At 54.0% G+C, this 26,497-nt stretch carries 23 protein-coding genes and 7 tRNA genes; 16 read left to right on the forward strand and 14 right to left on the reverse strand.

Annotated elements, in window-relative coordinates; translation table 11 throughout:
* Positions 1-48: 48 nt before the first annotated feature.
* The gene (locus Q3O59_RS09920) at positions 49-837 is read right to left on the reverse strand and encodes a substrate-binding periplasmic protein (protein WP_305945430.1); all 789 of its coding nucleotides are present in this window, start codon (positions 835-837) and stop codon (positions 49-51) included.
* A gap of 111 nt (positions 838-948) precedes the next feature.
* Here Q3O59_RS09920 and Q3O59_RS09925 point away from each other — a divergent pair, with 111 nt between their 5' ends.
* The 14 genes from Q3O59_RS09925 (at position 949) to Q3O59_RS09990 (ending at position 13,681) form a co-directional block, all read left to right on the forward strand.
* Entirely contained in the window at positions 949-1,701 is a 753-nt protein-coding gene (locus tag Q3O59_RS09925) for a substrate-binding periplasmic protein (RefSeq protein ID WP_305945431.1), read from the forward strand.
* Between the two features lie 110 nt (positions 1,702-1,811).
* Entirely contained in the window at positions 1,812-2,543 is a 732-nt protein-coding gene (locus Q3O59_RS09930) for a DUF2189 domain-containing protein (RefSeq protein WP_305945432.1), read from the forward strand.
* Between the two features lie 3 nt (positions 2,544-2,546).
* Positions 2,547-2,993: a regulatory protein RecX gene (locus Q3O59_RS09935; RefSeq protein ID WP_305945482.1), complete on the forward strand. Its 447-nt coding sequence runs from the start codon at positions 2,547-2,549 to the stop codon at positions 2,991-2,993.
* Positions 2,994-3,002: 9 nt separating this feature from the next.
* Positions 3,003-5,630, forward strand: coding sequence for an alanine--tRNA ligase (gene alaS, locus Q3O59_RS09940; protein WP_305945433.1), 2,628 nt, complete (start codon positions 3,003-3,005; stop codon positions 5,628-5,630).
* A 246-nt stretch (positions 5,631-5,876) separates the two neighbouring features.
* Entirely contained in the window at positions 5,877-6,068 is a 192-nt protein-coding gene (csrA, locus tag Q3O59_RS09945) for a carbon storage regulator CsrA (RefSeq protein ID WP_228592973.1), read from the forward strand.
* A 145-nt stretch (positions 6,069-6,213) separates the two neighbouring features.
* Positions 6,214-6,303 (forward strand) — tRNA-Ser (locus Q3O59_RS09950).
* A 14-nt stretch (positions 6,304-6,317) separates the two neighbouring features.
* Positions 6,318-6,394 (forward strand) — tRNA-Arg (locus tag Q3O59_RS09955).
* Between the two features lie 31 nt (positions 6,395-6,425).
* A tRNA-Arg gene (locus Q3O59_RS09960) sits at positions 6,426-6,502 on the forward strand.
* Between the two features lie 202 nt (positions 6,503-6,704).
* Positions 6,705-8,039: a PqiA/YebS family transporter subunit gene (locus Q3O59_RS09965; RefSeq protein WP_305945434.1), complete on the forward strand. Its 1,335-nt coding sequence runs from the start codon at positions 6,705-6,707 to the stop codon at positions 8,037-8,039.
* Positions 8,036-9,679, forward strand: a complete 1,644-nt coding sequence (gene pqiB / locus Q3O59_RS09970) for an intermembrane transport protein PqiB (RefSeq protein WP_305945435.1) — start codon at positions 8,036-8,038, stop codon at positions 9,677-9,679. Before Q3O59_RS09965 ends, pqiB begins: the two co-directional genes overlap by 4 nt.
* Positions 9,676-10,248: a PqiC family protein gene (locus Q3O59_RS09975; protein ID WP_305945436.1), complete on the forward strand. Its 573-nt coding sequence runs from the start codon at positions 9,676-9,678 to the stop codon at positions 10,246-10,248. Before pqiB ends, Q3O59_RS09975 begins: the two co-directional genes overlap by 4 nt.
* Before the next feature lie 254 nt (positions 10,249-10,502).
* Positions 10,503-10,748, forward strand: a complete 246-nt coding sequence (locus tag Q3O59_RS09980) for an OadG family protein (RefSeq protein ID WP_228592552.1) — start codon at positions 10,503-10,505, stop codon at positions 10,746-10,748.
* A gap of 12 nt (positions 10,749-10,760) precedes the next feature.
* On the forward strand, positions 10,761-12,539 hold the full coding sequence (gene oadA / locus Q3O59_RS09985; protein ID WP_305945437.1) for a sodium-extruding oxaloacetate decarboxylase subunit alpha: 1,779 nt from the start codon (positions 10,761-10,763) through the stop codon (positions 12,537-12,539).
* An 11-nt stretch (positions 12,540-12,550) separates the two neighbouring features.
* Positions 12,551-13,681 (forward strand): sodium ion-translocating decarboxylase subunit beta, encoded by a 1,131-nt coding sequence (locus tag Q3O59_RS09990; RefSeq protein WP_305945438.1) that lies wholly within the window; start codon positions 12,551-12,553, stop codon positions 13,679-13,681.
* Positions 13,682-13,722: 41 nt separating this feature from the next.
* Here Q3O59_RS09990 and Q3O59_RS09995 read toward each other — a convergent pair whose 3' ends face one another.
* Together Q3O59_RS09995 and Q3O59_RS10000 are read right to left on the reverse strand one after the other, a co-directional pair.
* On the reverse strand, positions 13,723-14,814 hold the full coding sequence (locus tag Q3O59_RS09995; protein WP_369812379.1) for an anhydro-N-acetylmuramic acid kinase: 1,092 nt from the start codon (positions 14,812-14,814) through the stop codon (positions 13,723-13,725).
* Positions 14,815-16,158 carry a peptidoglycan DD-metalloendopeptidase family protein gene (locus Q3O59_RS10000; RefSeq protein ID WP_369812380.1) on the reverse strand — a complete coding sequence of 448 codons (1,344 nt, stop codon included), beginning with the start codon at positions 16,156-16,158 and terminating at the stop codon, positions 14,815-14,817.
* Between the two features lie 139 nt (positions 16,159-16,297).
* On the opposite strand from Q3O59_RS10000, the gene tyrS reads away from it, so the two are divergent.
* Complete coding sequence (gene tyrS / locus Q3O59_RS10005; protein WP_305945440.1) at positions 16,298-17,500, forward strand: tyrosine--tRNA ligase; 1,203 nt, start codon at positions 16,298-16,300, stop codon at positions 17,498-17,500.
* Between the two features lie 41 nt (positions 17,501-17,541).
* Here tyrS and Q3O59_RS10010 read toward each other — a convergent pair whose 3' ends face one another.
* From Q3O59_RS10010 to aguB, 6 genes are all read right to left on the reverse strand, one after another.
* Entirely contained in the window at positions 17,542-18,849 is a 1,308-nt protein-coding gene (locus Q3O59_RS10010) for a mechanosensitive ion channel family protein (protein ID WP_305945441.1), read from the reverse strand.
* Positions 18,850-18,869: 20 nt separating this feature from the next.
* Entirely contained in the window at positions 18,870-19,787 is a 918-nt protein-coding gene (locus Q3O59_RS10015) for an AEC family transporter (protein ID WP_305945442.1), read from the reverse strand.
* A 28-nt stretch (positions 19,788-19,815) separates the two neighbouring features.
* On the reverse strand, positions 19,816-20,115 hold the full coding sequence (locus Q3O59_RS10020; protein ID WP_305945443.1) for a GIY-YIG nuclease family protein: 300 nt from the start codon (positions 20,113-20,115) through the stop codon (positions 19,816-19,818).
* A complete protein-coding gene (locus Q3O59_RS10025) occupies positions 20,102-21,304 on the reverse strand; it encodes a transglutaminase domain-containing protein (RefSeq protein WP_305945444.1) in 1,203 nt (400 codons plus the stop codon). Before Q3O59_RS10025 ends, Q3O59_RS10020 begins: the two co-directional genes overlap by 14 nt.
* Positions 21,305-21,405: 101 nt before the next feature.
* Positions 21,406-22,533: an agmatine deiminase gene (aguA, locus tag Q3O59_RS10030; RefSeq protein WP_369812381.1), complete on the reverse strand. Its 1,128-nt coding sequence runs from the start codon at positions 22,531-22,533 to the stop codon at positions 21,406-21,408.
* A complete protein-coding gene (aguB, locus tag Q3O59_RS10035; protein WP_305945445.1) occupies positions 22,523-23,407 on the reverse strand; it encodes an N-carbamoylputrescine amidase in 885 nt (294 codons plus the stop codon). Before aguB ends, aguA begins: the two co-directional genes overlap by 11 nt.
* A 239-nt stretch (positions 23,408-23,646) precedes the next feature.
* On the opposite strand from aguB, the gene Q3O59_RS10040 reads away from it, so the two are divergent.
* Complete coding sequence (locus tag Q3O59_RS10040) at positions 23,647-24,798, forward strand: FAD-dependent oxidoreductase (RefSeq protein WP_305945446.1); 1,152 nt, start codon at positions 23,647-23,649, stop codon at positions 24,796-24,798.
* Positions 24,799-24,849: 51 nt separating this feature from the next.
* On the opposite strand, the gene Q3O59_RS10045 is transcribed toward Q3O59_RS10040, so the two are convergent.
* The 5 genes from Q3O59_RS10045 to ychF form a co-directional block, all read right to left on the reverse strand.
* Positions 24,850-24,924: transfer RNA gene (locus tag Q3O59_RS10045), tRNA-Gln, on the reverse strand.
* A gap of 30 nt (positions 24,925-24,954) precedes the next feature.
* A tRNA-Gln gene (locus Q3O59_RS10050) sits at positions 24,955-25,029 on the reverse strand.
* A 27-nt stretch (positions 25,030-25,056) separates the two neighbouring features.
* Positions 25,057-25,141: transfer RNA gene (locus Q3O59_RS10055), tRNA-Leu, on the reverse strand.
* Positions 25,142-25,162: 21 nt separating this feature from the next.
* Positions 25,163-25,239 (reverse strand) — tRNA-Met (locus tag Q3O59_RS10060).
* A 151-nt stretch (positions 25,240-25,390) separates the two neighbouring features.
* Positions 25,391-26,482 carry a redox-regulated ATPase YchF gene (gene ychF / locus Q3O59_RS10065; protein ID WP_305945447.1) on the reverse strand — a complete coding sequence of 364 codons (1,092 nt, stop codon included), beginning with the start codon at positions 26,480-26,482 and terminating at the stop codon, positions 25,391-25,393.
* Positions 26,483-26,497 lie beyond the last annotated feature (15 nt).

Raw genomic sequence — 26,497 nt, forward strand, 5'->3', positions numbered from 1 at the left:
TGCTTGGCTGGTATCTATATAAGGCAAAGGTTGTAAGGTCAACATGCCCTAGTGTATAGCAGCCGGCTCTGGCAGTGGCAGGGTCGGCAAGTAGCGCGCCCGGATCTGCTGCAACCGGCCCTGCTGATACAGTCGTTGCCAGGCCTCATCCAGCTGGATTGCCTGAGCCTCAGCAATACTTTGTCGACTAATGCCAAAATAGACCGGGTTTTGATACACCACCAGCAGCTGCTGGTATTGGTTGTGTTGCACCTGACCGCTCTGCTGCCAGTGATAGAGGGTGGTTTGGTCTTCCAGCACCGCATCGACCCGGCCACTTTCCAACAAAGCCAGTTTGTCTTCATGGCTGCGGATTTCCACCAGAGTCGGGCCAAAGCCGTCCTGTTCAATCAGCTGCTGGAAAGCCTCGCCGTAGTAAGCACCATTTAAAATCGCAATGATGCGCTCTTTCGGCCACTCGGCTAATTCTGTAAGACTTTCAAGCTTTGGCAGCTTTGCGGCATCGCCGATAAGAATAACCGTTTCAATATGGTGAGGTCCGATAAAGCGAAAGTCGGCATGCCGTGCTTCGGAAAAAGATAGGTGACTCAGTATGTCCAACTGGCCTTGAGCCAGCAACTGCAATGATCGCCGCCAGGGCGACTGCAAAATGGTCAGCTCGCAGCCAACCTCTGTAGCCAGGGATCGCGCCAGATCAATGGACAAGCCCTGCCAGCCTTGTTCACCCGGGTTTAAATGGGGCGGGAAGTAACTATCAGCCCCCATTCGCAGGGTGCAACTGTAAGCCGGCATGGCAGCCAGCCAAAACAGCAGGGAAATCAAGAATAATCTTGGCACGAAGTGGCTTTCCTCAAAGCTGCCGTTGCGTTGTATTAAAGATACGTCGCAATGTTGTGAAATACAATTTCAGACTATACTTAAAAAACCAAAACATCATGAGCTTTGACCATGCGCTTTCTGCTCGGTTTTATCTTGCTGTTGGTGAGTATAAGTCTGTCTGCTGAACGTACCCTGACTATTCTGGTAGGAATGGATAAACCGCCTTACATTCAATTGCAGGACGGCACCGGTTTTGAGCTGGAGCTATTGCGTGAAGTCAGTCGTAAAATGGGCTATGAAGCGGTTTATTTGCACGTGCCCAATGCCCGTATTCGCTATTTGCTTGAGCAGGGGCATGGCGATGTCGCGACCTTGCAGCGGCCTTCCGGCGAGCCGAGCACGCTGTATTACAGCCAGCCCTATGTGCGCTATCAAAATGCGGTCATCAGCTTGCGTGAGCGTGAACTGGTGATTCAGCATCCTCAGGATATGCAGCCTTTACGGGTTACTGCCTTTCAAAATGCCCATTTTGTGTTGGGGCCGGATTTTCAGAGCATGGCACAAAGCTCCAGCCGCTACCAGGAGACCACCAACCAACAAACTCAGGTCAGCCTATTGCTGGCCGGGCGGATCGATGCCGCTGTGATGGACATCAATATTTTCCACTATTTTCGGCGTGTCAGTGGGGACAATCAACCTATTCAGCTGCATACCATTTTCCCGCCCAGTGATTACCGGGCTGTTTTTCGTGAGCAGTCGTTGCAACAAGCCTTTGATCGCGCCATGCATGCTTTTATGACATCGCCGGACTACTCTCGTTTGCAACTGGAGTTCTTTGGCTCCGTCAATCAGTATCAACTGGCCCCTTTAAGCACGGAATAACACTGGTTTTTTCCGGCTGACTCCTGACGGCACAGGCTTTTTCCAGTATCATAGCCGCCATGTCCAAGCCGTGCTATCCGGTAGTTTGTTGCGAGGTTGCTGTGCACTCTGTGTTTGAATTGATTCGTCGTCGCCCGGTCCTGTCAGCTGTGTATTGGGTAAAAGATGCCTGGCAATTGTTTGCGCAAGCACCCTGGCTCTGGATCCAACTGACTTCCTTTGCTTTGTTGCTGAATCTGGTGGGTCGGTTCAATTCTTTATTGCTTATTCTGGCAATCTTTTTAAATCCTTTTATCACGGCTGGCTTTTACAAGGTGGTGGTAGCGATTCAGCGGCAGGAAGCAGCCTCCTTTGCGCTGCTGTTTAAGCCGCTGCAACAGCCAGAATACCGACCTTTGTTTTTACGTCTGGCGGGCTTAAATTTTCTGCTGGCGATTCCGCTCAGCCTTTTTTATGAGTTTTTGGTGCAGCAGGTAGAGGCGGAAACGGTGCAGTTTAGCTTGGTCTTCTTGTTTGTGTTTTGTACCGCCATCGTCTGGATGATGTTCAGCTATGCGGTGGCGATTGTGTATTTTTTAGCAGAAAAGCGTTTGCTGTCTGCTTTGATGGCCAGCCTGGTTGCTTGTTGGCGTAATTTAGTGCCATTGATATTGTTTGGCATCATTGCTCTGGCGCTGAGTCTTGCTACGGTACCAACCTTTCTCCTGGGGATGATTCTGGTCATGCCACTGCTTCGCATAGCTTTCTTTTTGTCCTTTGAAGACATATTTTCCTTTGATCCCAAACAAGGTCGGGGCCAGGATTCGGAGCCTCCGGCAGCAGACGATGTGCTGGAAGTCTGAGTGATGGACTTCTCCGGGCTAAAAAAAGCAGCGCTGCAGTTGCTGTCGCGGCGTGAGTACAGCGCTCAGCAATTGCAGCAACGTTTGCAAGCCCGTACAGAGGATGACCAACTGGTCCAGCAAGTGATATCATGGTGTCAGGCAGAAAATTATCAGAGCGATAGCCGTTTTGTCGATATGCTGCTGCGCTCTCGGCTGGGCAAAGGCTATGGCCCTAAGATGATCCAGCAAGAGTGCCGCCAGCACGGTGTCGACCTGGCCCTGTTGCAACAGCAGCTGACAGAGCAGGCCCCGGATTGGGCCGCACTGGCCGCTGCCTGTTACCAGAAAAAATACGGCGATACCGCCATCACGACACCGAAAGAGCGGGCAAAACGATTGCGTTATTTGCAGCAACGTGGTTTTTACCCGGAAGATTGCAAGGCTGCGCTCCCCAATGACAGAAGTTAGGAAATCATCATGAGCATGACATCATCCGCTATACGAAGTGCTTTTCTGGATTACTTTGCCAGCAAAGGTCACCAGATTGTACCAAGCGCCTCCCTGATCCCTGGCAATGATGCCACCTTGTTGTTTACCAATGCCGGAATGGTGCCTTTTAAAGATGTTTTCTTAGGACAGGATCCGCGCTCTTACAGCCGGGCGACTTCAGCACAGCGCTGTGTCCGGGCCGGTGGCAAACACAATGATTTGGAAAATGTCGGTTACACCGCCCGTCATCACACTTTCTTTGAGATGCTGGGCAACTTTAGTTTTGGCGATTATTTTAAGCAAGAAGCCATTGCTTATGCCTGGGAGTTTCTGACCAAAGAGCTGAAATTACCAGCAGAGAAGCTGTTGGTTACGGTGTATGCCAGCGATGATGAAGCCTTTAACATCTGGACGCAGCAGATAGGTGTGCCGGCAGAAAAAGTGATCCGCATCGGCGATAATAAAGGGGCGCCCTATGCATCGGATAACTTCTGGGCCATGGGCGATACCGGACCTTGTGGCCCTTGTACCGAAGTGTTTTACGATCACGGCGAGCACATCTGGGGCGGGCCTCCGGGCAGCCCGGAAGAAGACGGTGACCGTTTTATTGAGATCTGGAACATTGTCTTTATGCAATTTAACCGCCACGCCGATGGCCGGATGGAGCCTTTGCCAAAACCGAGCGTCGATACCGGCATGGGGCTGGAGCGGATCGCGGCTATTTTGCAAGGGGTGCACAGCAACTACGAGATTGATATCTTTCAGGCTCTGATCAAAGCGGCTGCCGAAGCAACCGGAACGCAGGATTTAACCAACAAATCGCTGCGGGTTATCGCCGATCACATCCGCAGCTGTGCTTTTTTGATGGTGGATGGTGTGCAACCGTCCAATGAAGGCCGGGGCTATGTGCTGCGCCGCATTATTCGCCGCGCCGTTCGCCATGGCCATCAACTGGGCGCAGAAGGGGCCTTTTTCCATCAGCTGGTTGCGGCCTTGGTGGCACAAATGGGCGAGGCCTACCCGGAGCTGGCGGCCAAGCAGGCGGTGATTGAAAAACTGCTGAAAATTGAAGAAGAACAATTTGGCAAAACCTTGCAGCGGGGCTTGAGTATGCTGCAAGAAGCGCTGCAGCAGTTAGAAGGCAAGGTACTACCAGGTGACCTGGCGTTTAAACTGTACGACACCTATGGTTTTCCGGTGGATTTGACCAACGATGTGGCGCGGGAGCAGGGCTTCAGTGTCGATCAGGCAGGCTTTGAAGCCGAAATGGCGCAGCAGCGTCAGCGTGCCCAGCAGGCCAGCCAGTTTGGTGTCGACTACAATGCCCAGCTGAGCAGCAGCCAGATTACTGACTTTACCGGCTACGAGCAGCAGCATGGCAACGCCAGAGTGCTGGAAATCTTGCGTGATGGTGAGCCGTGCCAGCAACTGGCCGATGGCGACGAAGCTTTGATCGTGCTGGATCAAACGCCTTTTTATGCCGAGTCGGGTGGTCAGATTGGCGATACCGGCACCCTGACCACGGCCGATGGCAGCATCTTTACCGTGACCGACACCATCAAGTTGGGCAAGGCGCATGCGCACAAAGGGAAGCTTGCCGGTCAGCTCGAAGTTGGAGCGACTGTGATGGCGCAAATTGATGACGAGCGTCGTCAGGCCATCCGGCAAAACCATTCGGCGACCCATCTGGTGCATGCTGCTCTGCGTGCGGTTTTGGGTGAGCATGTAACGCAAAAAGGTTCTCTGGTTGGCCCAGAGCGTTTCCGTTTTGACTTCTCTCACTACGAAGGCATCTCGGTTGAGCAATTGCAGGCGGTCGAGCAACTGGTCAATCAGCACATTCAGGCCAATCACCCGGTGCAAACCGAGTTAATGAGCCTGGAGGCAGCCAAAGCCGCTGGTGCTATGGCGCTCTTTGGTGAGAAGTACGACGACGATGTTCGGGTGCTGACCATGAGCCCCTTCTCCGTTGAGCTTTGCGGTGGCACCCATGTGCAGCGTACCGGCGATATTGGTCTCTTTAAAATTGTCTCCGAGGGGGGTATTGCAGCTGGTGTTCGCCGTATTGAGGCCGTCACCGGCTTGCAGGCGCTCCGTTGGCTCCATCAATTGGAAAGCCAGGCGCATCAGGTCGCCAGTGCCCTGAAAGGCGATCTGTTCAGCATTGCTGAGCGGGTATTGCAGAGTCAGGAGCGCAGCAAACAGCTGGAAAAAGAGCGGGATCAGTTAAAGCAAAAGCTGGCCAGTCAAGCAGGGGCCTCTTTATTGGAACAGGTGCAACTGATAGCCGGCAGCAAAGTGCTGGTGACCGAGTTACCGCAGGTCGAGCCAAAAGCCTTGCGTCCTATGCTGGATGAGCTCAAGCAAAAGCTCGGCTCTGGCATTTTACTGCTGGCAACCGTCAATGACGGCAAAATCAGCTTGATTGCCGGTGTGACACAAGACTTGACCCAGAAAGTGCATGCCGGCAAGTTGGTCGGCTGGGCGGCGCAGCAGCTGGGCGGAAAAGGTGGTGGCCGGCCGGACATGGCGCAGGCTGGAGGCACCGATACGGCGGCTCTTGCCGAGGTGTTGCAGCAAAGCTTGCATCAGATTGAGCAGCAACTGTCGGCCTGATACTGATCCGACACAGCCAGTTTGTGGTATTTATACCCACTGGCTGTTGTTTTTTGCATCATCCTCGCAGCATCTTTGCTACACTGAGTCCGAGGATTCTTGGTGATGCGCAACAACCAGAAAGCTTTTCAGCAGGAAAACAGTTTGCTTGCTTTTCTTTCGGTAAGCAGCTGAGTTATGATAAGTGACTTTTTCAGGATGCCAGCCTTATAACTGGACCGAAAACAAGGAAATAGGAGCAAACGAATGCTAATTCTTACTCGACGGGTTGGTGAAACCTTAATGATTGGTGATGAAGTCACCGTCACTGTGTTGGGCGTCAAAGGAAATCAGGTACGAATTGGTGTCAATGCACCGAAAGAAGTATCTGTACACCGTGAAGAAATCTACATGCGGATCCAGGCAGAAAAGTCCCCGGACGAGGAAGGCAACGCCTAGAGCCAGCACCTTGCCATGGTGAAACGACCCGATTTGGTGTTCATTTTGGCAGATTGTTTAAAAGGTCGGCAAACAAGCCTGCCCCACCGAAAAATAGTTTGACTTATTTTCCTGAGACTTTAATATACACGCCGCAACACAGCGCGGAGAAATGGCCGAGTGGCTGAAGGCGCACCCCTGCTAAGGGTGTATAGGGGAAACTCTATCGAGGGTTCGAATCCCTCTTTCTCCGCCATTTTTTATTGAATTGGACGCGTAGCTCAGCTGGATAGAGTACTCGGCTACGAACCGAGCGGTCGGAGGTTCGAATCCTCCCGCGTCCGCCATTCAATAAAAACTGTGTGCAAAACGATTTAAGGACGCGTAGCTCAGCTGGATAGAGTACTCGGCTACGAACCGAGCGGTCGGAGGTTCGAATCCTCCCGCGTCCGCCATATCCGAAGAAACCCGCTTAGGTGAAAGCCTAAGTGGGTTTTGTCGTTTAAGCGCTATGCTGCATTAGCGGGAGGGTGAGAAGCTCCGTAGGTTCGACTGATTTGCCGGGAGCAAATCAGGACAGCTTCAGCTGGCCTTTGATTTGCATCCTCTTTGGAGCCATGCTATTAGATCCTTCCAAGCCCAAGGATTTTTTTTGCTATGGTGAGCCCCGATTACCAATTGCTGGACGATGGAGCGCTGCAACAGCCTGACAGCGACTCCGAATTGGTGCTCTGCCGCTATTGCGATCTGTTGCAACAGCTGCCTGAGCTGCAGCCTGGCCAGGAAGCGCATTGCAGCCAGTGTGGCCATCAACTCGACAGTCGTCATCCCCAGCCGATTCTACGACCGGTTCTCTTTGCCAGCAGTGCCCTTTTTATGCTGGTGTTGACCAACCTGTTTCCTTTTATCAGCATGCGGGCGGCAGGAACGCAGCAGCAAATGAGTTTTCTGGACACCTCATCGGTGCTTTTTGCCGTGCATCATCCGGCTCTGGCGGTGCTGGTGTGGCTGTTTATCCAGGCGATCCCGGCATTTTGTATGCTGGCGGTTATTTACCTGAAGCTTGGCATGATCTGGCGACTGCCTGCCCGGATGTGGATGGCTCGCGTGCTCTTTATGCTAAAGCCCTGGAGCATGGTGGATATCTTCTTAATTGGTTTGTTGGTGAGCTTTGTCAAGCTGGCCAGTCATGGGGATTTGGCGCTGGGACTGAGCTTTTGGGCTTTTTGTCTATTTTGCCTGTTGCACCTGCGAACTTTTCAGGTGATCGATCGCCGTGAAATGTGGGCCCGCATTGCGCCGAATCCTAAGCCTTTGTTGCAGGCAACCCCCGGCTTATCAGGAAAATCGCAGCAATTGAAAGTCTGTGGTTGTTGCACAGCTCTGGTTCCCTGGAGCCAAAAGCAGTGCAGTCGTTGCGGCGATCGGGTGCATGGCCGTTTACCATCCAGCATTCAGAAAACACTGGCATTGACTAGCACGGCAGCTATTCTTTATCTACCGGCCAACATTTATCCCATTATGATCACGGTGTCGATGGGCCAGGAAACCCACTCAACCATCGTCAGTGGCATCCGGTTACTCTGGCAGGACGGTGCTTATCCGGTAGCTGTGATCATTGCCCTGGCCAGTGTGGTGATTCCGGTGGTCAAAATCCTGGTGCTGTATTGGCTCTGTTTCCTGGTGATGCAAGGGCAAAGCTTACGCCAGAGAGGGTCGACATTGGTGTTTCGTTGGGTCGACTGGATCGGGCGCTGGTCGATGGTTGATGTGCTGGTGGTTGCTATTCTGGCCGCTTTGGTGCGGTTTGAGTTGTTAATGAGCGTCTACCCGGGGCCCGCTGCTTTTACTTTTGCCGCTGTGGTGATTATCACCATGTTGGCTGCCTTGAGTTTTGATCCCCGTTTACTCTGGGATGCAACCCTCAACAAACCGTCTTCAGACCCAAGCAAACACAACCAGGACAGTCCTTTGATGGAGCAACAAACGTGACAACAGAGCAATGGCGCCAGGCCAGCATTCAACCGATTAAGCAGTGGTCGCCCATTTGGATCGTGCCTTTGGCTGCCATTGGTATCGGCATCTGGATGCTGTACTACAGTTATCAGAATCAGGGACCGACCGTTATCCTGATTGCTCCTCATGCGGAGGGCATTGTTGCCGGCAAAACCCAGGTGAAAAGTCGCAGTGTCGATGTCGGCCAGGTGGTGCGCGTTGATTTAACGCCGGATCTGAAACAAGTTGAAATCCAGGTGCGAATGCGGCCGGATACCGAGCCTTTGCTCAATGCCGAGTCGCAGTTTTGGGTGGTGCGGCCTCAAGTCAGCCGCTCGGGTATTACCGGTTTGAATACCTTGCTCTCCGGCGCTTACATTGAGTTGCTGCCGGGCGAGTCCGGCCAACAGGTGTTGCACCATAACCTGCTGGATACGCCGCCGGTGGCCTCGGCAGAGGCCGCTGGAATTCGCATCCGGTTACGGACTGAAGATACCGGTGTTCTCTCGGTCGGGGATCCGGTGTTGTATCGCGGTTACGAGGTCGGTACCGTTGAGCAAAGTCTGTTTGATATGGATGAACGGCAAATGCTGTATCAGCTGTTTATTCGAGCGCCTTACGATCGGCTGGTTACCGAAAACGTCCGTTTTTGGCAGGCCAGTGGGGTCAGTTTTGAGTTAACACCCGATGGCGTTAGGGTGGAGTTGGCCTCCATTGCCAGTTTGATCAGTGGTGGCGTCAGTTTTGAAGTGCTGGAGGGCTGGCCGGCTGGCGAGCGGGTGGCATCGGACACCGAGTTTGCACTTTTCCCGAATAAAAGCAGCATTCACGAAGGGATGTACAGCCAGTTTGTTGAGTACGTACTGTTCTTTGAGGAGTCAGTGCGGGGGTTAAAACCCGGTGCCCCGGTGGAGTATCGGGGAGTCCGCGTTGGCACTGTGGTCAGCGTGCCTTTCTTCTTTTCGATGGGACATCCGCTGCAAACATCGCTGGATCAAGGCGTGCCGGTCCTGGTACGGGTAGAGACCGGCCGGCTGGCCGACAACATCAGCATTGAGCAAGTGCAACAGCAGCTGCAACAAGGTGCCGAGCAGGGGCTAAGAGCTATCTTAAAGACCAGCAGCTTACTAACCGGCGGCCTCTACATCGATCTTGATATGGTCGAGGAGCCAGAAGCCCCCTGGCAAGCAACCGAGTACGCTGGTTACCGGGTCTTGCCAACGGCCCGGGGCGGTCTTAGCAATATTGAGCAAAAAGTGCTGATGGCGCTGGAAAAAATGATTCAGCTGCCGGTAGAGCCTTTGCTGGAAGAGGGCACCCAAACGCTGGCACAGGCAACAGCAGTGATGGCTGAGATGGAACAGGTTATGCGCCAGCTGGAAGGTTATTTGGGCCAGCCCGCGCTGCAGCAGGTTCCTGATCAACTCAATGACAGTTTGCAGCAGCTGCAGCTGGTGCTGCAGTCGCTGGGGCCAGAGTCGGAAGCTCAGCAGCGTCTGACCAGCAATTTGCAGCAATTTGAACAGCTGCAGCGTGATTTGCAACCCTTGCTGCAGACGCTGAATCAGCGCAGCAATGCACTTATTTTCCAGGCCAAACCATCGGCCGATCCTGAACCAAGGAAAGCCAGACCATGAGAGTTCTGTTATTGAGCTGTTTTTTGCTATTGATCATGGCGTGTTCGCAGCCAGGGGTGCAGATTCGTTATTATCAGCTCCCTTATCCGGAGGGGATACCGGCAGCTACGGCGCAGTTTGCCCCTGAACAGGTACTGGTGCTGCATGGGATTCAACTGGCACCTTTTTTAAAACAACGCGGCATTGTGTATCAAAACAGCGCCACCGAGCTGACGGTCGCCCGACAGCACCTGTGGGCGGACGATTTGGCCAGTCAGTTGGAGCGTCAATTGCGGTTGCAGTTGGCCGTGTCGGCGCCAGAGTGGCAGTTGTCACCAGCTCCGGATAAGCATGGCGTCCAATTGCAGATCCGGGTGGATAGACTGGTTGGCTTGCCGGATGGTCACGCTCTTTTGAGCGGGGATTACCGCTTGTCCGATGGGCAGCGCAGTCAGCAACACAGTTTTGTGATTCGCCGTCCATTGCAGGATGATGGTTATCCGGCACTGGTCGAAGCGATGGCAGCCAGTTGGCAGCAACTCAATCAGCAAGTGGCTGAGCAGCTGAAGCTTTGGGTAAAAAATGACTAAAAATGACAGAAATCTGCTTACTTTTGCATTTTGCTGGTTTAGAATGGCTTTGGATGTCTGGACGTAAAAGTGTTTATACGTTTGTGGATTCATGCTATCTATAGCAGTTATCACAGAGCTGAATTGTCGCTTTGGGGCAGAATCCGCATAATGCATGCAATGCCAAAGTGAACGCATATGATGTTATGCAAATGAATCTGTTGTGGTTTTAGGGCCATTTCTGGCGCTGGAGCGGTACAGTGAAAGGGGGAATTATGTCGGTCAATCAGATGCTGCAACAAGCGGCCGAGCTTATGGCTATTGGGATGGCAACGGTCTTTGTTTTTTTGACGCTGTTGGTCATCATTATCCAATTGATGAGCTTGAGTGTACGTCGATTCTTCCCCAGCAAAAAAAATAGCCCAACCACGGTCGAGCTGGTGGAGTCGGATGCCATCTCACCCAAAGTGGTCGCCGCCATTACGGCTGCTGTTCATCAACACCGGCAGCAACAATTATAAAAGAGGACGGTTATGAGTAAGCCATTGTTATTGACTGAGCTGGTACTGCGTGATGCCCATCAATCGCTGCTGGCCACCCGGATGCGTCTGGAAGATATGTTGCCGATTGCAGAAAAGCTGGACAAAGTGGGCTACTGGTCGATGGAATCCTGGGGTGGTGCAACCTTCGATGCCTGCATTCGTTACCTGGGCGAAGATCCCTGGCACCGCATTCGGGCCTTGAAAAAAGCCATGCCCAACACCAAACAGCAAATGCTGCTGCGTGGCCAGAACCTGCTCGGCTACCGGCATTATGCCGATGATGTGGTCGAAGCCTTCGTCGATAGGGCGGTCGAGAACGGGGTGGATGTGTTCCGCATTTTCGATGCGATGAACGACATCCGCAACTTGCAAACGGCCATTCAGGCCGCCGTCAAAGCCGATGCTCATGCCCAGGGTACCATGTCGTACACGGTTAGCCCGGTGCATACCATTGATATGTGGGTGGATATGGCCATTCAGCTGGAAGACATGGGCTGTCACTCCATTTGCATCAAAGACATGGCGGGTTTGCTCAAGCCTTACGTGGCCGAAGAGCTGATTACCCGCATCAAAGAGGCGGTCAAAATTCCACTGGCGATGCAGTGCCATGCTACCACCGGGCTCAGTACCGCTACCTACCAAAAAGCTATTGATGCCGGCATTGATATGCTGGATACCGCCATCTCTTCAATGAGCATGACCTATGGCCACAGCGCTACCGAAACCATGGTGGCCATTACCGAAGACACCGAGCGTGATACCGGGCTGGATTTAACCTTGTTGGCAGAAATCGCGGCTTACTTCCGTGAAGTACGGAAGAAATACGCCAAGTTCGAAGGCTCCCTAAAAGGGGTGGATGCCCGGATCCTGCTGGCACAGGTCCCTGGAGGCATGCTGACCAATATGGAAAGCCAGCTGAAAGAACAAGATGCGCTGGACAAGCTGGATTCGGTCCTGAAAGAAATTCCTAAAGTGCGGGAAGACCTGGGCTTTATTCCTCTGGTTACCCCAACCTCGCAAATTGTTGGCACTCAGGCGGTGTTGAATGTGCTGACCGGTGAGCGTTACAAAACCATCACCAAAGAAACCGCCGGAGTGCTGAAGGGCGAGTACGGCGCTACCCCGGCCGAGGTGGATGAAGCCTTGCAACAGCGGGTGCTCGATGGCAATGAAGCCATTCGTTGCCGACCTGCTGACTTGCTTGAGCCGGAAATGGACAAATTGGGCAAAGAGCTGGACGAGATTGCGAAAAAAGAGGCCATTAGCCTGGCCGAGCACAAAATTGACGATGTGCTGACCTACGCGCTCTTCCCGCAAGTGGGCCTGAAGTTTTTGAAAAACCGCAACAACCCGGCTGCGTTTGAGCCTGTCCCTGAAGCTCCTGGCGAAACCGGAGCAGCCAGCGCTGCACCTGTCGCTCAGGTTGGCGGTGTCGCGGCCTACAGCGTGCGGGTGGATGGCAAGGTCTACGAGGTTGAAGTGGCCCCGAGCGGCGAATTGAGCAGCATTAAACCTGTAGTGGAAGAAAACATCCCCGGCCGGGCTTCGGTGACTGGCAGCGGCACTTTGACGGCGCCTTTGGCTGGCAACATCTGGAAGGTGGCGACCAAAGAGGGCGCTCAGGTGAAGAAAGGCGATGTGGTGATCATTATGGAAGCGATGAAAATGGAAACCGAAGTGCGTGCTGCCGTCGATGGTAGCATTCAGAAAATCCATGTCAGCGCCGGTGATGCGGTCAGCAATGGCGATGTGTTGATCACCTACGCCTGAGGAATGCCTTAATGGATGCTTTTCAAACCTTGTTGCAATCGACCGGGGTGCTGAACTTTACCGCCGGTCAAGTCGTGATGCTGCTGGTGGGTATCGGCCTGCTGTACCTGGCCATTGCGAAGAACTTTGAGCCCCTGCTGTTGCTGCCGATAGGTTTTGGCGCTGTGCTGACCAATGTCCCCTTGGCAGGCATGGGCGAAGTCGGTGGCTTTTTGCACATGTTTTACGACATTGGGGTTGGTACCGGCTTGTTTCCGCTTTTGATCTTCTTAGGCGTTGGTGCCATGACGGATTTTGGTGCTTTGATTGCCTATCCGCGGATGCTGTTTTTGGGCGCTGCTGCGCAGTTTGGTATTTTTGCGACCTTACTGGGCGCCATTGCACTGAACTGGGTACCCGGCATGAGCTTCACCTTTCAAGAAGCGGCCGCCATCGCCATTATCGGTGGTGCCGATGGCCCGACCGCCATTTTCCTGGCCTCGCAACTGGCACCTGAGTTACTGGGGGCCATAGCGGTTGCGGCTTATTCCTACATGGCGCTGGTACCGATGATCCAGCCGCCCATTATGAAAGCCCTGACCAGCAAAAAAGAGCGCGAAATTCAGATGACGCAGCTGCGTACCGTCAGCAAAAAAGAAAAGATCATGTTCCCACTGATTTTGCTGATGCTGACCATCCTGTTTCTGCCAACAGCTGCCCCGCTGATCGGGATGCTGTGTCTTGGCAATTTAATGCGTGAAGCCGGTGTGGTGGATCGCTTGAGCAAAACGGCGCAAAACGAGCTGATCAACATCGTCACCATTTTCCTGGGGCTGGCGGTAGGTTCCAGGTTAAGTGCCGAGCACTTTTTGACTGCGCAAACCCTGGGCATTCTGATCCTGGGCTTGGTGGCTTTTGCCATTGGCACCGGCTCTGGGGTGATCATGGCGAAAATCATGAACAAGCTGTCGAAACAGCCGATCAACCCTTTGGTGGGCGCTGCTGGCGTCTCTGCCGTTCCGATGGCCGCCCGGGTGGTGAATAAAGTTGGTTTGCAAGCCAACCCGCATAACTTCCTGCTGATGCATGCGATGGGGCCTAATGTGGCCGGGGTAATTGGTTCAGCGGTTGCTGCGGGTATTTTGCTGGCCCTGGTGGGCTAGGCAGTCAAACTATCGAACTCAATCAGCAATACTTAAGTACGTTAAGGCCTGTATTCAATACCAAGCACACAGGCCTTGCGTGCTCCGGTCACTGCCGGCACATTGCCAGGCCTTTGCTGGTCAAAAGCCTGCGCCAGCCAGGCAAAAGCCATGGCTTCTACCCAGTCGGGGTCTAGCCCTTCACTGCTACTGCTCTTCACTTTTGCCGGCGTTAGCAGTTGCTGCAAATCTGCCATCAACACCGGGTGATGGACACCACCACCACAGACAAATACCTCGCTAAGGTTAGGTAATTGCAGCTCGTTAGCAATGCTAAGCGCGGTAAAGCGGCATAAGGTGCGCTGCACATCGGCAGGAGCTTCCTGGCCGGTCAGTTGTTGCTGCAACCAAGGCAGATGAAAGTATTCGCGCCCGGTGCTTTTTGGGCCGCGCTGCTGAAAAAAGGGATCGCTCAGCAACTGCTGCAATAGCCTGGGCAGCAGCTTACCTTCTGCGCTAAAAACACCGTCTTTGTCGTAGGGCTGTTGGCGATGAAGTGACACCCAATCATCCATCAGGCAATTGCCAGGGCCGGTATCATAGCCAGTGATGCTGCCATTGGCATGCAGCAAACTGATATTGGCAATGCCGCCAATATTTACGACCGCACGGTTTTGGCCCGCCCTGGCAAAAAACGCCTGATGAAAAGCTGGTACCAAAGGGGCTCCCTGACCACCATAGGCCATGTCTTTACGGCGAAAATCGGCAATCACCCGGATACCCGTTAGCGCTGCCAACAGATGCATATTTCCAAGCTGCATGGTAAAAGGCTGGGCCTGACTGGGGCGATGCCGAATGGTCTGGCCATGGCAGCCTACAGCGCTGATTAACTCTGGTTGGTAATTGGCATGCTGCAGTAATTGCTTGACACCAGCGGCGTAGCACTCGGTCAGTTGATACTCAACCGGGCCTATGCGCTCAACTTCATTGTCGCCGGGTTCGGCCAGAGAGCGCAGCTCCCGTTGCAGGCTGGCTGGAAAGGGAAGCAGGCAACGACTCAGTAAGTTGGGCTTGCTCGTAAAGTCTGCCAGCACCAGATCAATGCCATCCAGGCTGGTGCCGGACATAATGCCAATGTAGAGTTGTGGCAGCACTTATGGTACCGCCACCAGCAGTTGTTGCTGTTGGTTTTGCAGTTCAGCCAGCACTTCAGTGGCCTGGGCAATAAAGTTCGTTTTATCGGCTCCGGTCAGTGCCTGTGCTTGCGGCAGTTGGACTGTCCGTGGGTTACGATGCACGCCATTGACCACAAACTCGTAATGCAAGTGTGGCCCGGTGACCCGACCGGTAGCACCCAGACGGCCAATCACCTGGCCCTGACGGACCCGGTCGCCAACCCGGACCTGACGGCGCGATAAGTGCAGGTACTTGGTGACGATGTTGTTGCCATGTTGAATAAAGACATAGTTGCCGTTCAGATTGTTATAAGTGGATGCGGTGACCCGTCCATCGCCGGTCGCCATAATAGGAGTTCCGACGGGCGCCACGTAGTCGATGCCGTTGTGGGCCGCAACCCGCCCGGTGACCGGGTGCAGCCGTCGTGGGTTAAAGTTGGAACTGATACGGGTAAACTCGACGGGCGCCCTCAAAAATGCCTGACGCATGCTGGTGCCATCTGGCTTGTAGTAATGGCCATCGCTATGGCGAACGGCCTGAATCAACCGCCCCTGATTGGTGAATTGGGCGGCCAGTATCTTGCCATTGCCGATGAACTCGTCGCCATTGTAATTGCGCTCAAACAAAACGGTAAAGCTATCACCGGCTCGGATATCGAGGGCAAAGTCGATGTCCCAGCCAAAGATGCTGGCTAGGGCCATTATCTGGTTGTTGCTAAGACCGGCATCCAGGCCTGCGTGCCAGAAACTGGAGCGGATGGTGGCCGCGGCATACTGGGTCCGCGTTTCAAGCTCCAGTTGCTCGCGTACCGCCTGAAAACGGCCTTCGTCATCACGAATTACCCGCAAGGACTCCAGCCGACTTATGGCGTAGTGAAGCTGCTGCAACTGACCCTCGTCATCCAGGCCAAACTCCAGCGTTTCCCCCGGAAACAGCCGGGTCAGGGTGCGGGTGCTGTCGCCAAGTGCCAGAATGGCCAGCATGGTTTGTTGGCTGACATTGGCCCGGCGAAATAAATTGGAAAGCGCATCGCCTCGTTGCACTGTCATGCTCTGCCAGTGCAGCGGATCGGCCGCCTGTTCGGGCTCTTCAGGCAAGACCTCGGTCTCCATTGCAACATCAACCGGTTCGACAGTGGGCGGTGCGAGAACTTCGGTATGAATGCTTTCGGATGGCACTTCGGTGAGCAGATCCGAGGCGGACAGCTGTTCTGTGCTGTGGTCGGGGGTAGTGGGCAGCCAGATCACCCAGACCGACAGGATCAACAAACCGAGGATCAGCAGGCGATGAGGAACAGGAAGGCGAGACACCAGTCTTTGCATGGGGTTTGATCGAATTACTGCCTAAATGAGCAGCATAGCGTTTTTTTTTCACCGATGCCAGTAGCGTGCAATTTGCAACCGTGCTGGCATCAGTTAGAATGGCCGGTTCTGATTGCACCCTAATTTTTTGGAGACCACCATGACCAACTGGGAGCAGGCGTTTGCAGAGTTAAAACGCGGCTGCGAAGAGATTTTGCTGGAAGAAGAGCTGATTGCCAAACTCAAAGAAGGCAAGCCACTGACGATAAAAGCCGGTTTTGATCCGACGGCGCCAGATTTGCATCTGGGGCACACCGTGCTTATCAACAAGTTGCGCACCTTCCAGCAGTATGGGCATGAGGTGATTTTCCTGATCGGTGACTTTACCGGCATGATTGGCGATCCCAGCGGCAAAAACGTCACCCGTAAGCCTCTGAGCCGCGAGGATGTGCTGGCCAACGCTGAAACCTACAAAGAGCAGGTGTTTAAAATTCTGGACCCGGCCAAGACCCGCATTGCCTTTAATTCGGAGTGGATGGGTGAGCTGGGGGCGGCTGGTTTAATTCGGCTGGCATCGCAACAAACGGTGGCGCGGATGCTGGAGCGGGATGACTTTAAAAAGCGCTTCGCCAACAATCAATCCATTGCCATTCATGAGTTTTTGTACCCGCTGGTGCAGGGCTGGGATTCGGTTGCACTTAAAGCCGATGTCGAAATGGGCGGAACCGATCAGCGCTTTAACCTGCTGATGGGGCGTGAGCTGCAAAAAGAAGCGGGTCAGCGGCCTCAAACTGTGATGATGGTGCCTTTGCTGGAAGGACTGGATGGCGTGCAGAAGATGTCCAAGTCGTTGGGCAACTACGTCGGCATCACCGATGCACCCAATGAGATGTTTGGCAAAATCATGTCAATTTCCGACGATTTGATGTGGCGCTACTTCGAGCTGCTGAGCTTCCGACCGCTGAGCGACATCGATGCGCTGAAGCAACGTATTGCTGACGGGGGCAACCCCCGGGATGTGAAGATTGAGCTGGCGAAAGAAATCATTGCCCGTTTTCACGATGCCGCTGCCGCCGATGCTGCTGAGCAGGACTTCATTCAGCGCTTTTCCAAAAATGCGTTGCCGGATGACATTCCAGAGCTTGAGCTAAGCTGCGAAGCCGACGCCATGCCTATTGCCAACTTGCTCAAAGAAGCCGGCCTGGTCGCCAGTACCTCAGAAGCGATGCGGATGATCAAGCAAGGTGCAGTAAAGCGCAACGGCGATGAGAAAATCGACGACAGCAAGCTGGAAATTGCCAAAGGCAGCGAAGCCATCTACCAGGTTGGCAAGCGCAAGTTTGCTAAAGTCAGCTTGGTGTAATGAGTAAGGGCGCATTCGGCGCCCTTACTTTTTCAGTGACTTTAGTCGTCCTGATGGCGTTTAAGATCGGCTGGCATGGATTTAATATGCAAGTCCCGCTGAGGGTAAGGAATGGTGATCTTATGTTCCTTAAATGCCCGCCAAATCGCTAAATTCACTTCCGATTTGACGCCGCCGGTGCCATTTTCCGGGTCAGAAATCCAGGCACGTAGCTGCAGTTCAATGCCGCTGTCGGCAAACTCCATCAACCGAACCGTAGGAGCGGGCTCGGTCAGAATACGTGTTGAGGCTTTGGCGCATTCCAGCATCAGCGCCATCGCTTGCTCTGGATCATCGTCGTAACTGATTTGCACCGGGATCACCACCCGGACATTGCGATCGGCATAACTCCAGTTAATCACTTCGGACGTAATCAAGTTTTCATTCGGGATCAGCGTATCGACCCCTTCACGATTTCGCACCACCACGTAGCGGGAATTGAGCGCCTCGACCCAGCCAAATTTATCGCCTACCGTGATGACATCGCCGGGCTTGATGGAGCGATCCAGCACCAGAATAAAGCCGCTGATAAAGTTCGATGCAATGCGCTGCAAACCAAAACCCAGGCCAACCCCAAGGGCACCACCAAAAATTGCCAGCGAGCTTAAGTTAATGCCGACCGCATTAAGGGCTATCAGAAAGGCCAGAGTCAGCAGGATAAACTTGCTGAACTTATTAAAGCCCACCCGCATGCTGGGTGAAATATAGGCTGAGCGCTGCAATTGCCGGCTAATCAGCTCGGACAGCCAAATCGCTACGGTAAAGGCCAAGCCCACCAGCAGCAGCAGTTTGAGCACCGACAGCACCGAAACGCGATGTTCACCCAGACTCAGGGCCAGACTGTCCAAAAAGTCGAGCACCACCGGCAACCAGCCGATTAAATGCAACACCACACCTAGCCAAACCAGCACCGACAAGGCGCTTTCCGATGATTTAAGCAGTGGGTTGATGGTAAAAGCTTTGCGCAGCAAATAAATGCTGAAGCGGATCAGCGCCAGCGCCCAAAGCACCGGTACGGCAATGGCAAGCAACTGAACTGGCATGGCGTAGCCGGTGAGAATTGCTTTGGCCGGGATCACCACAGCCAGAGCAACCAAAGGCCATAGCAGGCGCTGGGTGCTGCGCACCGCGATATGGCGGATGCCTTGCTGAGTTGCCGAGGCTTTTGTTTCCAGCAGCTGTTGGATTCGGCGGTTTAATAATGAGGCAGCAATGGCCGCCGAGGCTAAGATTGCTAACTGCCACAAAGTAGCTGGGCTTAGCAGTTGTTCGAGATGTTGTTGCCACCAGTTGAGGGCGGATTCCAGCATGGATGGTCCTTGTTCGAAATTCAGATAAGCAGCCAGTACACCACTGGCAAGGTCAAAAAGCTTAGCAGCACCCCAAAGCCGACCAGAGCACTGACCAGGCGGGGGGCCAACCCGGCCATAATGGCGATGGCGCCGGCTGAGATCATCGGCGGCATGGCGGCCATAAAGACCACGGTTTGCAGCAGTGTTGTTTCAGACCGACTCCCTTTGGCTATAGCATAGGCCATCAGAGGCATCAGAACCAGCGTTACCAGCAAGCCAAAGCCAACTGGCTTCAGCTCGTTGGCGTCCAGGCGAAAGCGCAGACTAAAGCCAACCGCTATCATCACCACCGGCACCAGGGTCGCAGCCACATTGCTGAGCAACTGCTCAGCCAGTGGGGGATAGCTGCTGTGACGAAGCAACAATGCCAGCAGCAGCGCCAGCAGTGGCGGAGCGCTCAGCACCTTGCGCAAGATGATGGCGGTGCTGGCCGGTTGTTTTTGGTTGCCGTAGAGACTGGCTAAAATGGTGGCCCAGCTTGCCAGCGCAATGAAAGAACCCAATTGATCGTAAATAATGGCCACCGGCATCCGCTCCGGGCCCCAAAAGGCTTCCACCATCGGGAAACCAAGAAAGGAGGTATTGCCTAGTGGCAGCACAATCAGCAAGGCCACGATGACATCGCGGCTCCAGTTCAGCCAGCGTCCTATCAGCAAGGTAAGCGCAGCCACCATCAGCAGCAACAGCCAGGGTGTCAGCACCGGTAGCCAGAGCTGAGCACTAAAGGTGAGCGTTGGAATTTTTAGCAGCACCAAAGCGGGCAGGGCAACATTCAGGACATAGGCATTGAGGGCGCGAGCACTGTCAGCAGGCATGGCTGGTACCAGCCGCAGCAGCAGACCTATTAACAGGTAGCCCAGAATCAGGGCATAGTTGTCCAGCGGTAAGGCGGGCATCCGTGGTACAGCTCCGGCAGTCAAAAGCTTATTCTAGCGTTTCAGCGTCCTTGGCTCCATCCGCCTTTTGGCGAATAAAGGCTTCTTTTTGCTGTTTGCTCAGTTGTTTAAACCGGTATTCGGCTTTACTGGCACTGCTGCGGCAAGGGTAGGGCTCTTGGTACAACAGCTGCAAAGGGCGCTGGCCACGCAAGGCCTTGGCGCCACCGGTAAGCTCGCCGTTGTGCTGGCGCAACCGGCGTTCAGGGTCTGTACTAATGCCGGTGTATATTTGCCCTTTGGCCGTGCTAAGCAGATATAAAAACCAGGCTTTCTCAGTCTGATGCATGCAAGCTGCCAAGTTTTGCTTTGTACAGGCCGCGTCGATCCGATGAGCGTGCGTAGTGGTGTGCTGTCAGCAAACGACGCTGTGCGGAGGCAAAGTGCCCCCGCAGATAATCGATTTGTGCCTGCCGGTAGTAGATTTCATCCAAATAAGGTGCGTAGTGCTGGGCTCGTTGCAAGTAGCGTTCAGCCCTAACCAGACTGTTCTGGCGTATGGCTTCATCTGCCAGGTAAATCCACTCGTAGGGATTGGGATCGTCAATCCTGGCGATGGCTTCATGTAAGGCTGCTGCGTCAGCCAGCCGCCCTTGCGATCGCAACATTTCACGGTAGTTTATCATGGCATTCAAGTTGACAGGGTTGTACTCGAGGATATGCCGGTAAAGTTTCTCGGCTGTGTGCTCATCTTGTTTCCGGCGATGAAGCACAGCCATAATATTAATGGCCGCAGCGTTCTCAGGAGCGATACGCAAAGCCTCCATGGCATAAAGAAAGGCGTTTTGCTCATCACCCTGTTTTAGGTACTCCGCCGCAACATTTTGATAGAACATTGAAATAAACAGTGACTCTGCAATCCAGCTGCCACGGCTTCTGAGACTACCAGGAAAATAGTCGATGGTGCTGTTCGAAAACTGCACCACACCGGTTTCGGGGTTTCTGTTTGGAGGCGAAACGACCTGGGTTCGGACATGGCTGGATACATAGAGTGTATCCTCAAGCAATTCATAAATTGGCACGGAATAAACCAGTTGATACCGGACTTCAAGGCCGACCAATCGTGCGTATGCTGTGGTCAGAGTAGCCAATGACATGCAGTTGCCCGCCTGCCCCTGTAAGCTCTCACTGGCTTTGAGGGTGGTACCGTAATAATGGAAATCAGCATAACGACGCTCAATAAAGCTGGCCAGTCGTCGATCTGGAGCCAGATCTGAGCGGTTTTCATCAAAATAATAGTGCAAGAACTCTTGTTCTTGCTGCTCGGTCAATTGGAAGATATCACGGACAGATGGTGGCTTATCCAGAACTTCCTCGTTGAGCAACGCTTTATTGATTGGAAGCTGTTCAAATTGAACCACGGGTGTGGGGTTTTGAGAGGCAACTGCATCGGGGATAACTGCTGACGTTGTGGTACACCCCATCAGTAACAACAAGACAAGCTGAGTGAATAAACCCACTAGTATTGCGTGGCGCATTGGATGCTCCCATCGTTCGCATGAAGGTTCAGCATAGCAAAAATTCCTTTGCCTGCCATCAGCAGAGGAGCTTTTGGCTCCCCTGCTGAGTGATGCATCCGTTAAGCTAAAGGCTGTTGCTGAGTAATGCAGTGGATATTGCCGCCGCCAAGCAGAATTTCACGGCCAGGCACCAGCACCACCTCGCGCTCCGGGAACAAATTACGCAGGATGCTGGCGGCAACCTGGTCATTCGGGTCGTCAAAAGCTGGCATAATCAGGCCGCCATTGCACAGATAAAAGTTGATGTAGGAGCCAGCCAGCCGGGCATGTGCCTCGCGTGGTATGGTATGCAGCACTGAATCAACGCTGGCGTATTCTTCCGGCTCGGCGATAATGGGCGCAGGCAAGGGCAGTTTGTGCACTTTAATCGCACGACCCTTGGCATCGGTGCTGTTTTCCAGTACGGTAAGCGCCGCCTGGGAGCGGGCGTACTGTGGATCGTTTTCATCATCAGTCCAGGCCAGCAGCACTTCACCAGGCCGGACAAAACAGGCCATGTTGTCGATGTGGCCATCGGTCTCATCCAGGTAAATACCCTGCTCCAGCCAGATCACCTTGCTGGTGCCAAGATAATCATGCAGTATTTGCTCAATCTGCGCGCGGTTTAAATGCGGATTGCGATTGGGGTTGAGCAAACACTCCTCGGTGGTCAGTACGGTGCCTTCGCCGTCGACATGAATGCCGCCACCTTCCAGCACAAAGCCTTCGGTGCGATAACGCAGTTGTTGCTCGACACTGAGCACCTTGCTGGCAACCTGATCGTCCAGGTGCCAGGGGAAGTACAAGCCGCCATTCAGTCCGCCCCAGGCGTTGAATGTCCAGTCAATGCCCCGCACCTCGCCTTTGCCATTCACCACAAAGCTGGGACCGGTATCCCGGCACCAGGCATCGTTGCTGGAGAGCTCAATCACCCGGATCCGCTCTGCCAGCTCAGGGCTGCTGTGCAGCTGGACCAGCGCATTGCCGTACTGGTTGGCCGAGACGCCAACGGTGACCGGTTCAAAGCGGGCAATGGCCTGAATCACCTGAGTAAAAGCGGCCTGAGCCGGTTTGGCACCCAAGCGCCAGTTGTCGGTCCGTTCAGGCCAAACCATCCAGGTCTGGCGATGCGGTTGCCACTCGGCAGGCATGTAAAAGCCATCCTGCCGTGGGGTTGTGCTTAGCGTGCGCGCCAACTTAGTTGTCACCCTGTTGGGTGAAACCATCTTTGGTCAGCAGCGGCTGGTACAAATCGATACGGCGGTCACGGAACACGCCCCAGCCGCGACGGTTTTGCGCCACTTCATCCAAATCAAAGGTATGCACCAACACGGCCTCGGAGCGCTCGTCGGCTTCTTGCACCTTGGCACCGTATTCATTGGCAATAAAGGAGCTGCCGTAGAAGGTGATGGCAAAATCATCTTCGGTTTCCACCCCAATGCGGTTGGAAGCAATCAGCGGCACCAGGTTGGCGGCAGCATGACCTTGTTGGGTACGCTGCCAGTGATCGCGTGAGTTCACGCTGGCATCGTGCGGCTCGCTGCCAATGGCGGTTGGGTAGAACAGCAGCTCTGCGCCCATTAAGGCCATGCTGCGGGCGCACTCCGGGAACCATTGATCCCAGCAGATGCCAATGCCGATTTTGGCATAACGGGTTTGCCAGACTTTAAAACCGCTGTCGCCCGGTGTGAAATAGAACTTCTCGGAGTAACCAGGGCCATCCGGGATATGGCTTTTACGGTAAACACCCAGCAGGCTGCCATCGGCATCCAATACAGCGATGCTGTTGTAGAAGCAGTTGCCGGCTTTTTCGTAGAAGCTGATCGGCAGCACCACCGCCAGCTCTTTGGCAATGGCCTGAAAGTGGCGAATCGCCGGGTTTTCTTCTACTGTGGTGGCAAAATCCAGGTAAGCTTCTTTTTGTTTCTGGCAGAAGTAATTGCGCTCGAACAGCTCCTGCAGCAGGATGATTTGTGCGCCCTGAGCCGCGGCCTGACGGACCAGTTTCTCACCACGGGCAATGTTTTCATCGACATTCCAACCACCGATCATTTGGGTGGCAGCAACCGTTACATTTCGCATTTAACTTCTCCGTTAGAGTAAGCCGAGCCCCCCGAATTCGTGTCGGAGAACCCTTCAATAAAGGCGCGCAAAATGCCGTATTTTTCAACAGCCGTCAACTGCTTTTAATGGCAGCTGTTGAATTCTGCCTGAGCCTCAGCGATCAGACATGGCATCGTGACTTCTGTCGTCTGCCAATGCAGCACAGACCATACATTTTAGCGTACAATAATCCGGTTGAAAAATGCAGAGGGCGAAAGATGTTTGATCTGACGGTGGTGGGTGGTGGCATGGTTGGTGCTAGCATTGCGGCTTACATGGCGCAGCAGGGCTGGCAGGTCGCGTTGGTAGAAGCGCAGCGACCGGAGCCTTATGAAGCCAGCCAACCGGCAGATTTACGGGTATCGGCCATCAGCCAGCGCAGCCAGCAGTGGCTGGAGCAATCCGGAGCCTGGCAGGCGGTTGCTGCGATGCGGCTCTGTCCATATCGCCGTTTGCAGGCGTTTGAGCGGCCAGAGCACAGCGTCGAGTTCAGTGCCGCCAGCATTGAGCAGAGCGAACTCGGTCATATTGTGGAGAATCGTGTGCTGCAACTGGCGTGCTGGCAGCAGTTTCCTGAAAGTTTGCAGCTGTTTTGCCCGGCCCGGGTGACCGCACTGCACCAGGATGCCGACAGCGCCCAGCTGACGCTGGATAATGGCAATCTTCTGCGCAGCCGTTTGGTGATTGCGGCCGATGGCGCTCGCTCGACACTGCGTCAGCTGGCTGGCATAGGCACCCGCGGCTGGCGTTATGCCCAGGGCTGCCTGGTCGCCCATGTACGGACTGAACAACCACAGCAGGACGTTACTTGGCAGCAATTTACTGAAACTGGCCCTAAAGCCTTCTTACCACTGCCCGGCCAGCAAGGCTCCTTGGTTTGGTACCACAGTGTGCCTAAGGTGCAGCAGTTGGCTGCGCTGTCGCCGGCTGCGCTCAGTCAGGCCATCATGGCTGCTTTTCCAGCGCAACTGGGAACCATTGAAGTGCAGAGGGCGACTTGGTTCCCGCTGCAACGCTTGCATGCTTTATCCTATTACCAGCAACGGCTGGTATTGGTGGGGGATGCAGCGCATGCCATTCACCCGATGGCCGGGCAGGGGGTGAACCTTGGTTTTGCTGATGGGGCCTTATTGTGCCAGTTGTTGCAGCAAGGCGGTGTGGCAGCGCTTCAGCAGCCGCAAGCGCTTCTAAAGCGCTATCAGCAGCAACGTCAGCCACAAAACTGGTTGATGATGAGCAGCATGGATGCACTTTATCATGGCTTTGGCAGCCGGTGGCCACTGGTCAGACAGTTACGTCAATTGGGTTTGATGCTGGCCGGGCGAAGTAGCTTGCTGAAAAATCTGGTAACTCGTTACGCCACAGGCTAAGCAGAGTACATGCAGTAAGATAAAAATTTGGTGATGATTTGCTGCTGAGAATGGCAGGGGTGCCAGGATTCGAACCTGGGCATGGCGGGATCAAAACCCGCTGCCTTACCGCTTGGCTACACCCCTAACAAGGATTTACAACCGAAGAAAGAGAAATGGCAGGGGTGCCAGGATTCGAACCTGGGCATGGCGGGATCAAAACCCGCTGCCTTACCGCTTGGCTACACCCCTGCAGTGTCTCTCCTTGCCTGGTACACTTGGTGCGGAAGGAGAGACTCGAACTCTCACACCTCGCGGCGCTGGAACCTAAATCCAGTGCGTCTACCAATTCCGCCACTTCCGCAGCATACCTGAAGAGAAGAAGTGGTGGCTACAGCGGGAATCGAACCTGCGACCCCAGCATTATGAGTGCTGTGCTCTAACCAGCTGAGCTATGTAGCCACGTTAACTTGTCTTCAGCAAGTGGCGCGTATTATCCGTATCTGCTTTGGCAGCGTCAACCGTTTTTTGCAAATTATGCCGGCTGCCAAAGCCCGTTTGCTGGTTTTATACCCAAAGCAGCCAAGGGATGGTGGATAATCGCGCCAATTGCTTACACATTGAACAGGAAGTGCATCACATCGCCGTCTTTCACGATGTAGTTTTTGCCTTCTACCCGAAGCTTACCCGCTTCTTTGGCACCGGCTTCGCCCTTGCAGGCGATGAAATCATCAAAGCCAATCACTTCAGCACGGATAAAGCCTTTTTCAAAGTCGGTGTGAATAACGCCGGCGGCTCTTGGTGCACTGGCACCAATGGCAACGGTCCAGGCCCGTACTTCTTTCACACCGGCGGTGAAGTAGGTTTGCAGGTTCAGCAGCGAGTAGCCACCGCGGATCACTCGGTTCAGACCGGGCTCTTCCAGGCCTAAGTCCGCCATAAACTCGGCTTTTTCATCATCGTCCAGCTCGGCGATTTCCGACTCGATGGCCGCGCAAACGGGCACGACGATGGCGTCTTCTTTGGCGGCAATGTCGCGCACAATGTCGAGGTAGGGATTGTTCTCAAAACCATCTTCAGTCACATTGGCAATGTACATGGTCGGCTTGATGGTCAGGAAGTTCATGTAGCTCACCAGGGCCACTTCTTCTGGTTCCAGCACCAGCTGACGCAGGGTCAGGCCCTGTTCCAGGTGCGCCTTCACCTTGGCCAGCACCTCCAACTCGGCTTTGGCATCTTTGTCGCCCGATTTGGCTTTCTTACCAACCCGCAGCATGGCCCGTTCGGCACTTTCCATATCGGCCAGCACCAGTTCCATATTGATGGTGTCGATGTCGTCGGCTGGGTCGACTTTACCGGCAACATGCACGATGTTGTCGTCGTCAAAGCAGCGCACCACATGGCCGATGGCATCAGTTTCCCGGATATTGGCCAGGAACTTATTGCCAAGGCCTTCGCCTTTGGAAGCGCCTTTGACCAGACCGGCGATATCAACGAACTCCATGGTGGTTGGGATCACCCGTTGTGGGTTGACGATCTCAGCCAGTTGGGTCAAACGCTGATCCGGCACCGGGACTACGCCGGTGTTGGGCTCGATGGTGCAAAATGGAAAGTTTGCCGCTTCGATGCCGGCTTTGGTCAAAGCGTTGAACAGGGTGGATTTACCCACATTGGGTAAACCGACAATTCCACATTTAAATCCCATGACAGTGTCCTATTC

The organism is Alkalimonas delamerensis (assembly GCF_030717955.1).
GTDB lineage: Bacteria > Pseudomonadota > Gammaproteobacteria > Enterobacterales > Alteromonadaceae > Alkalimonas > Alkalimonas delamerensis.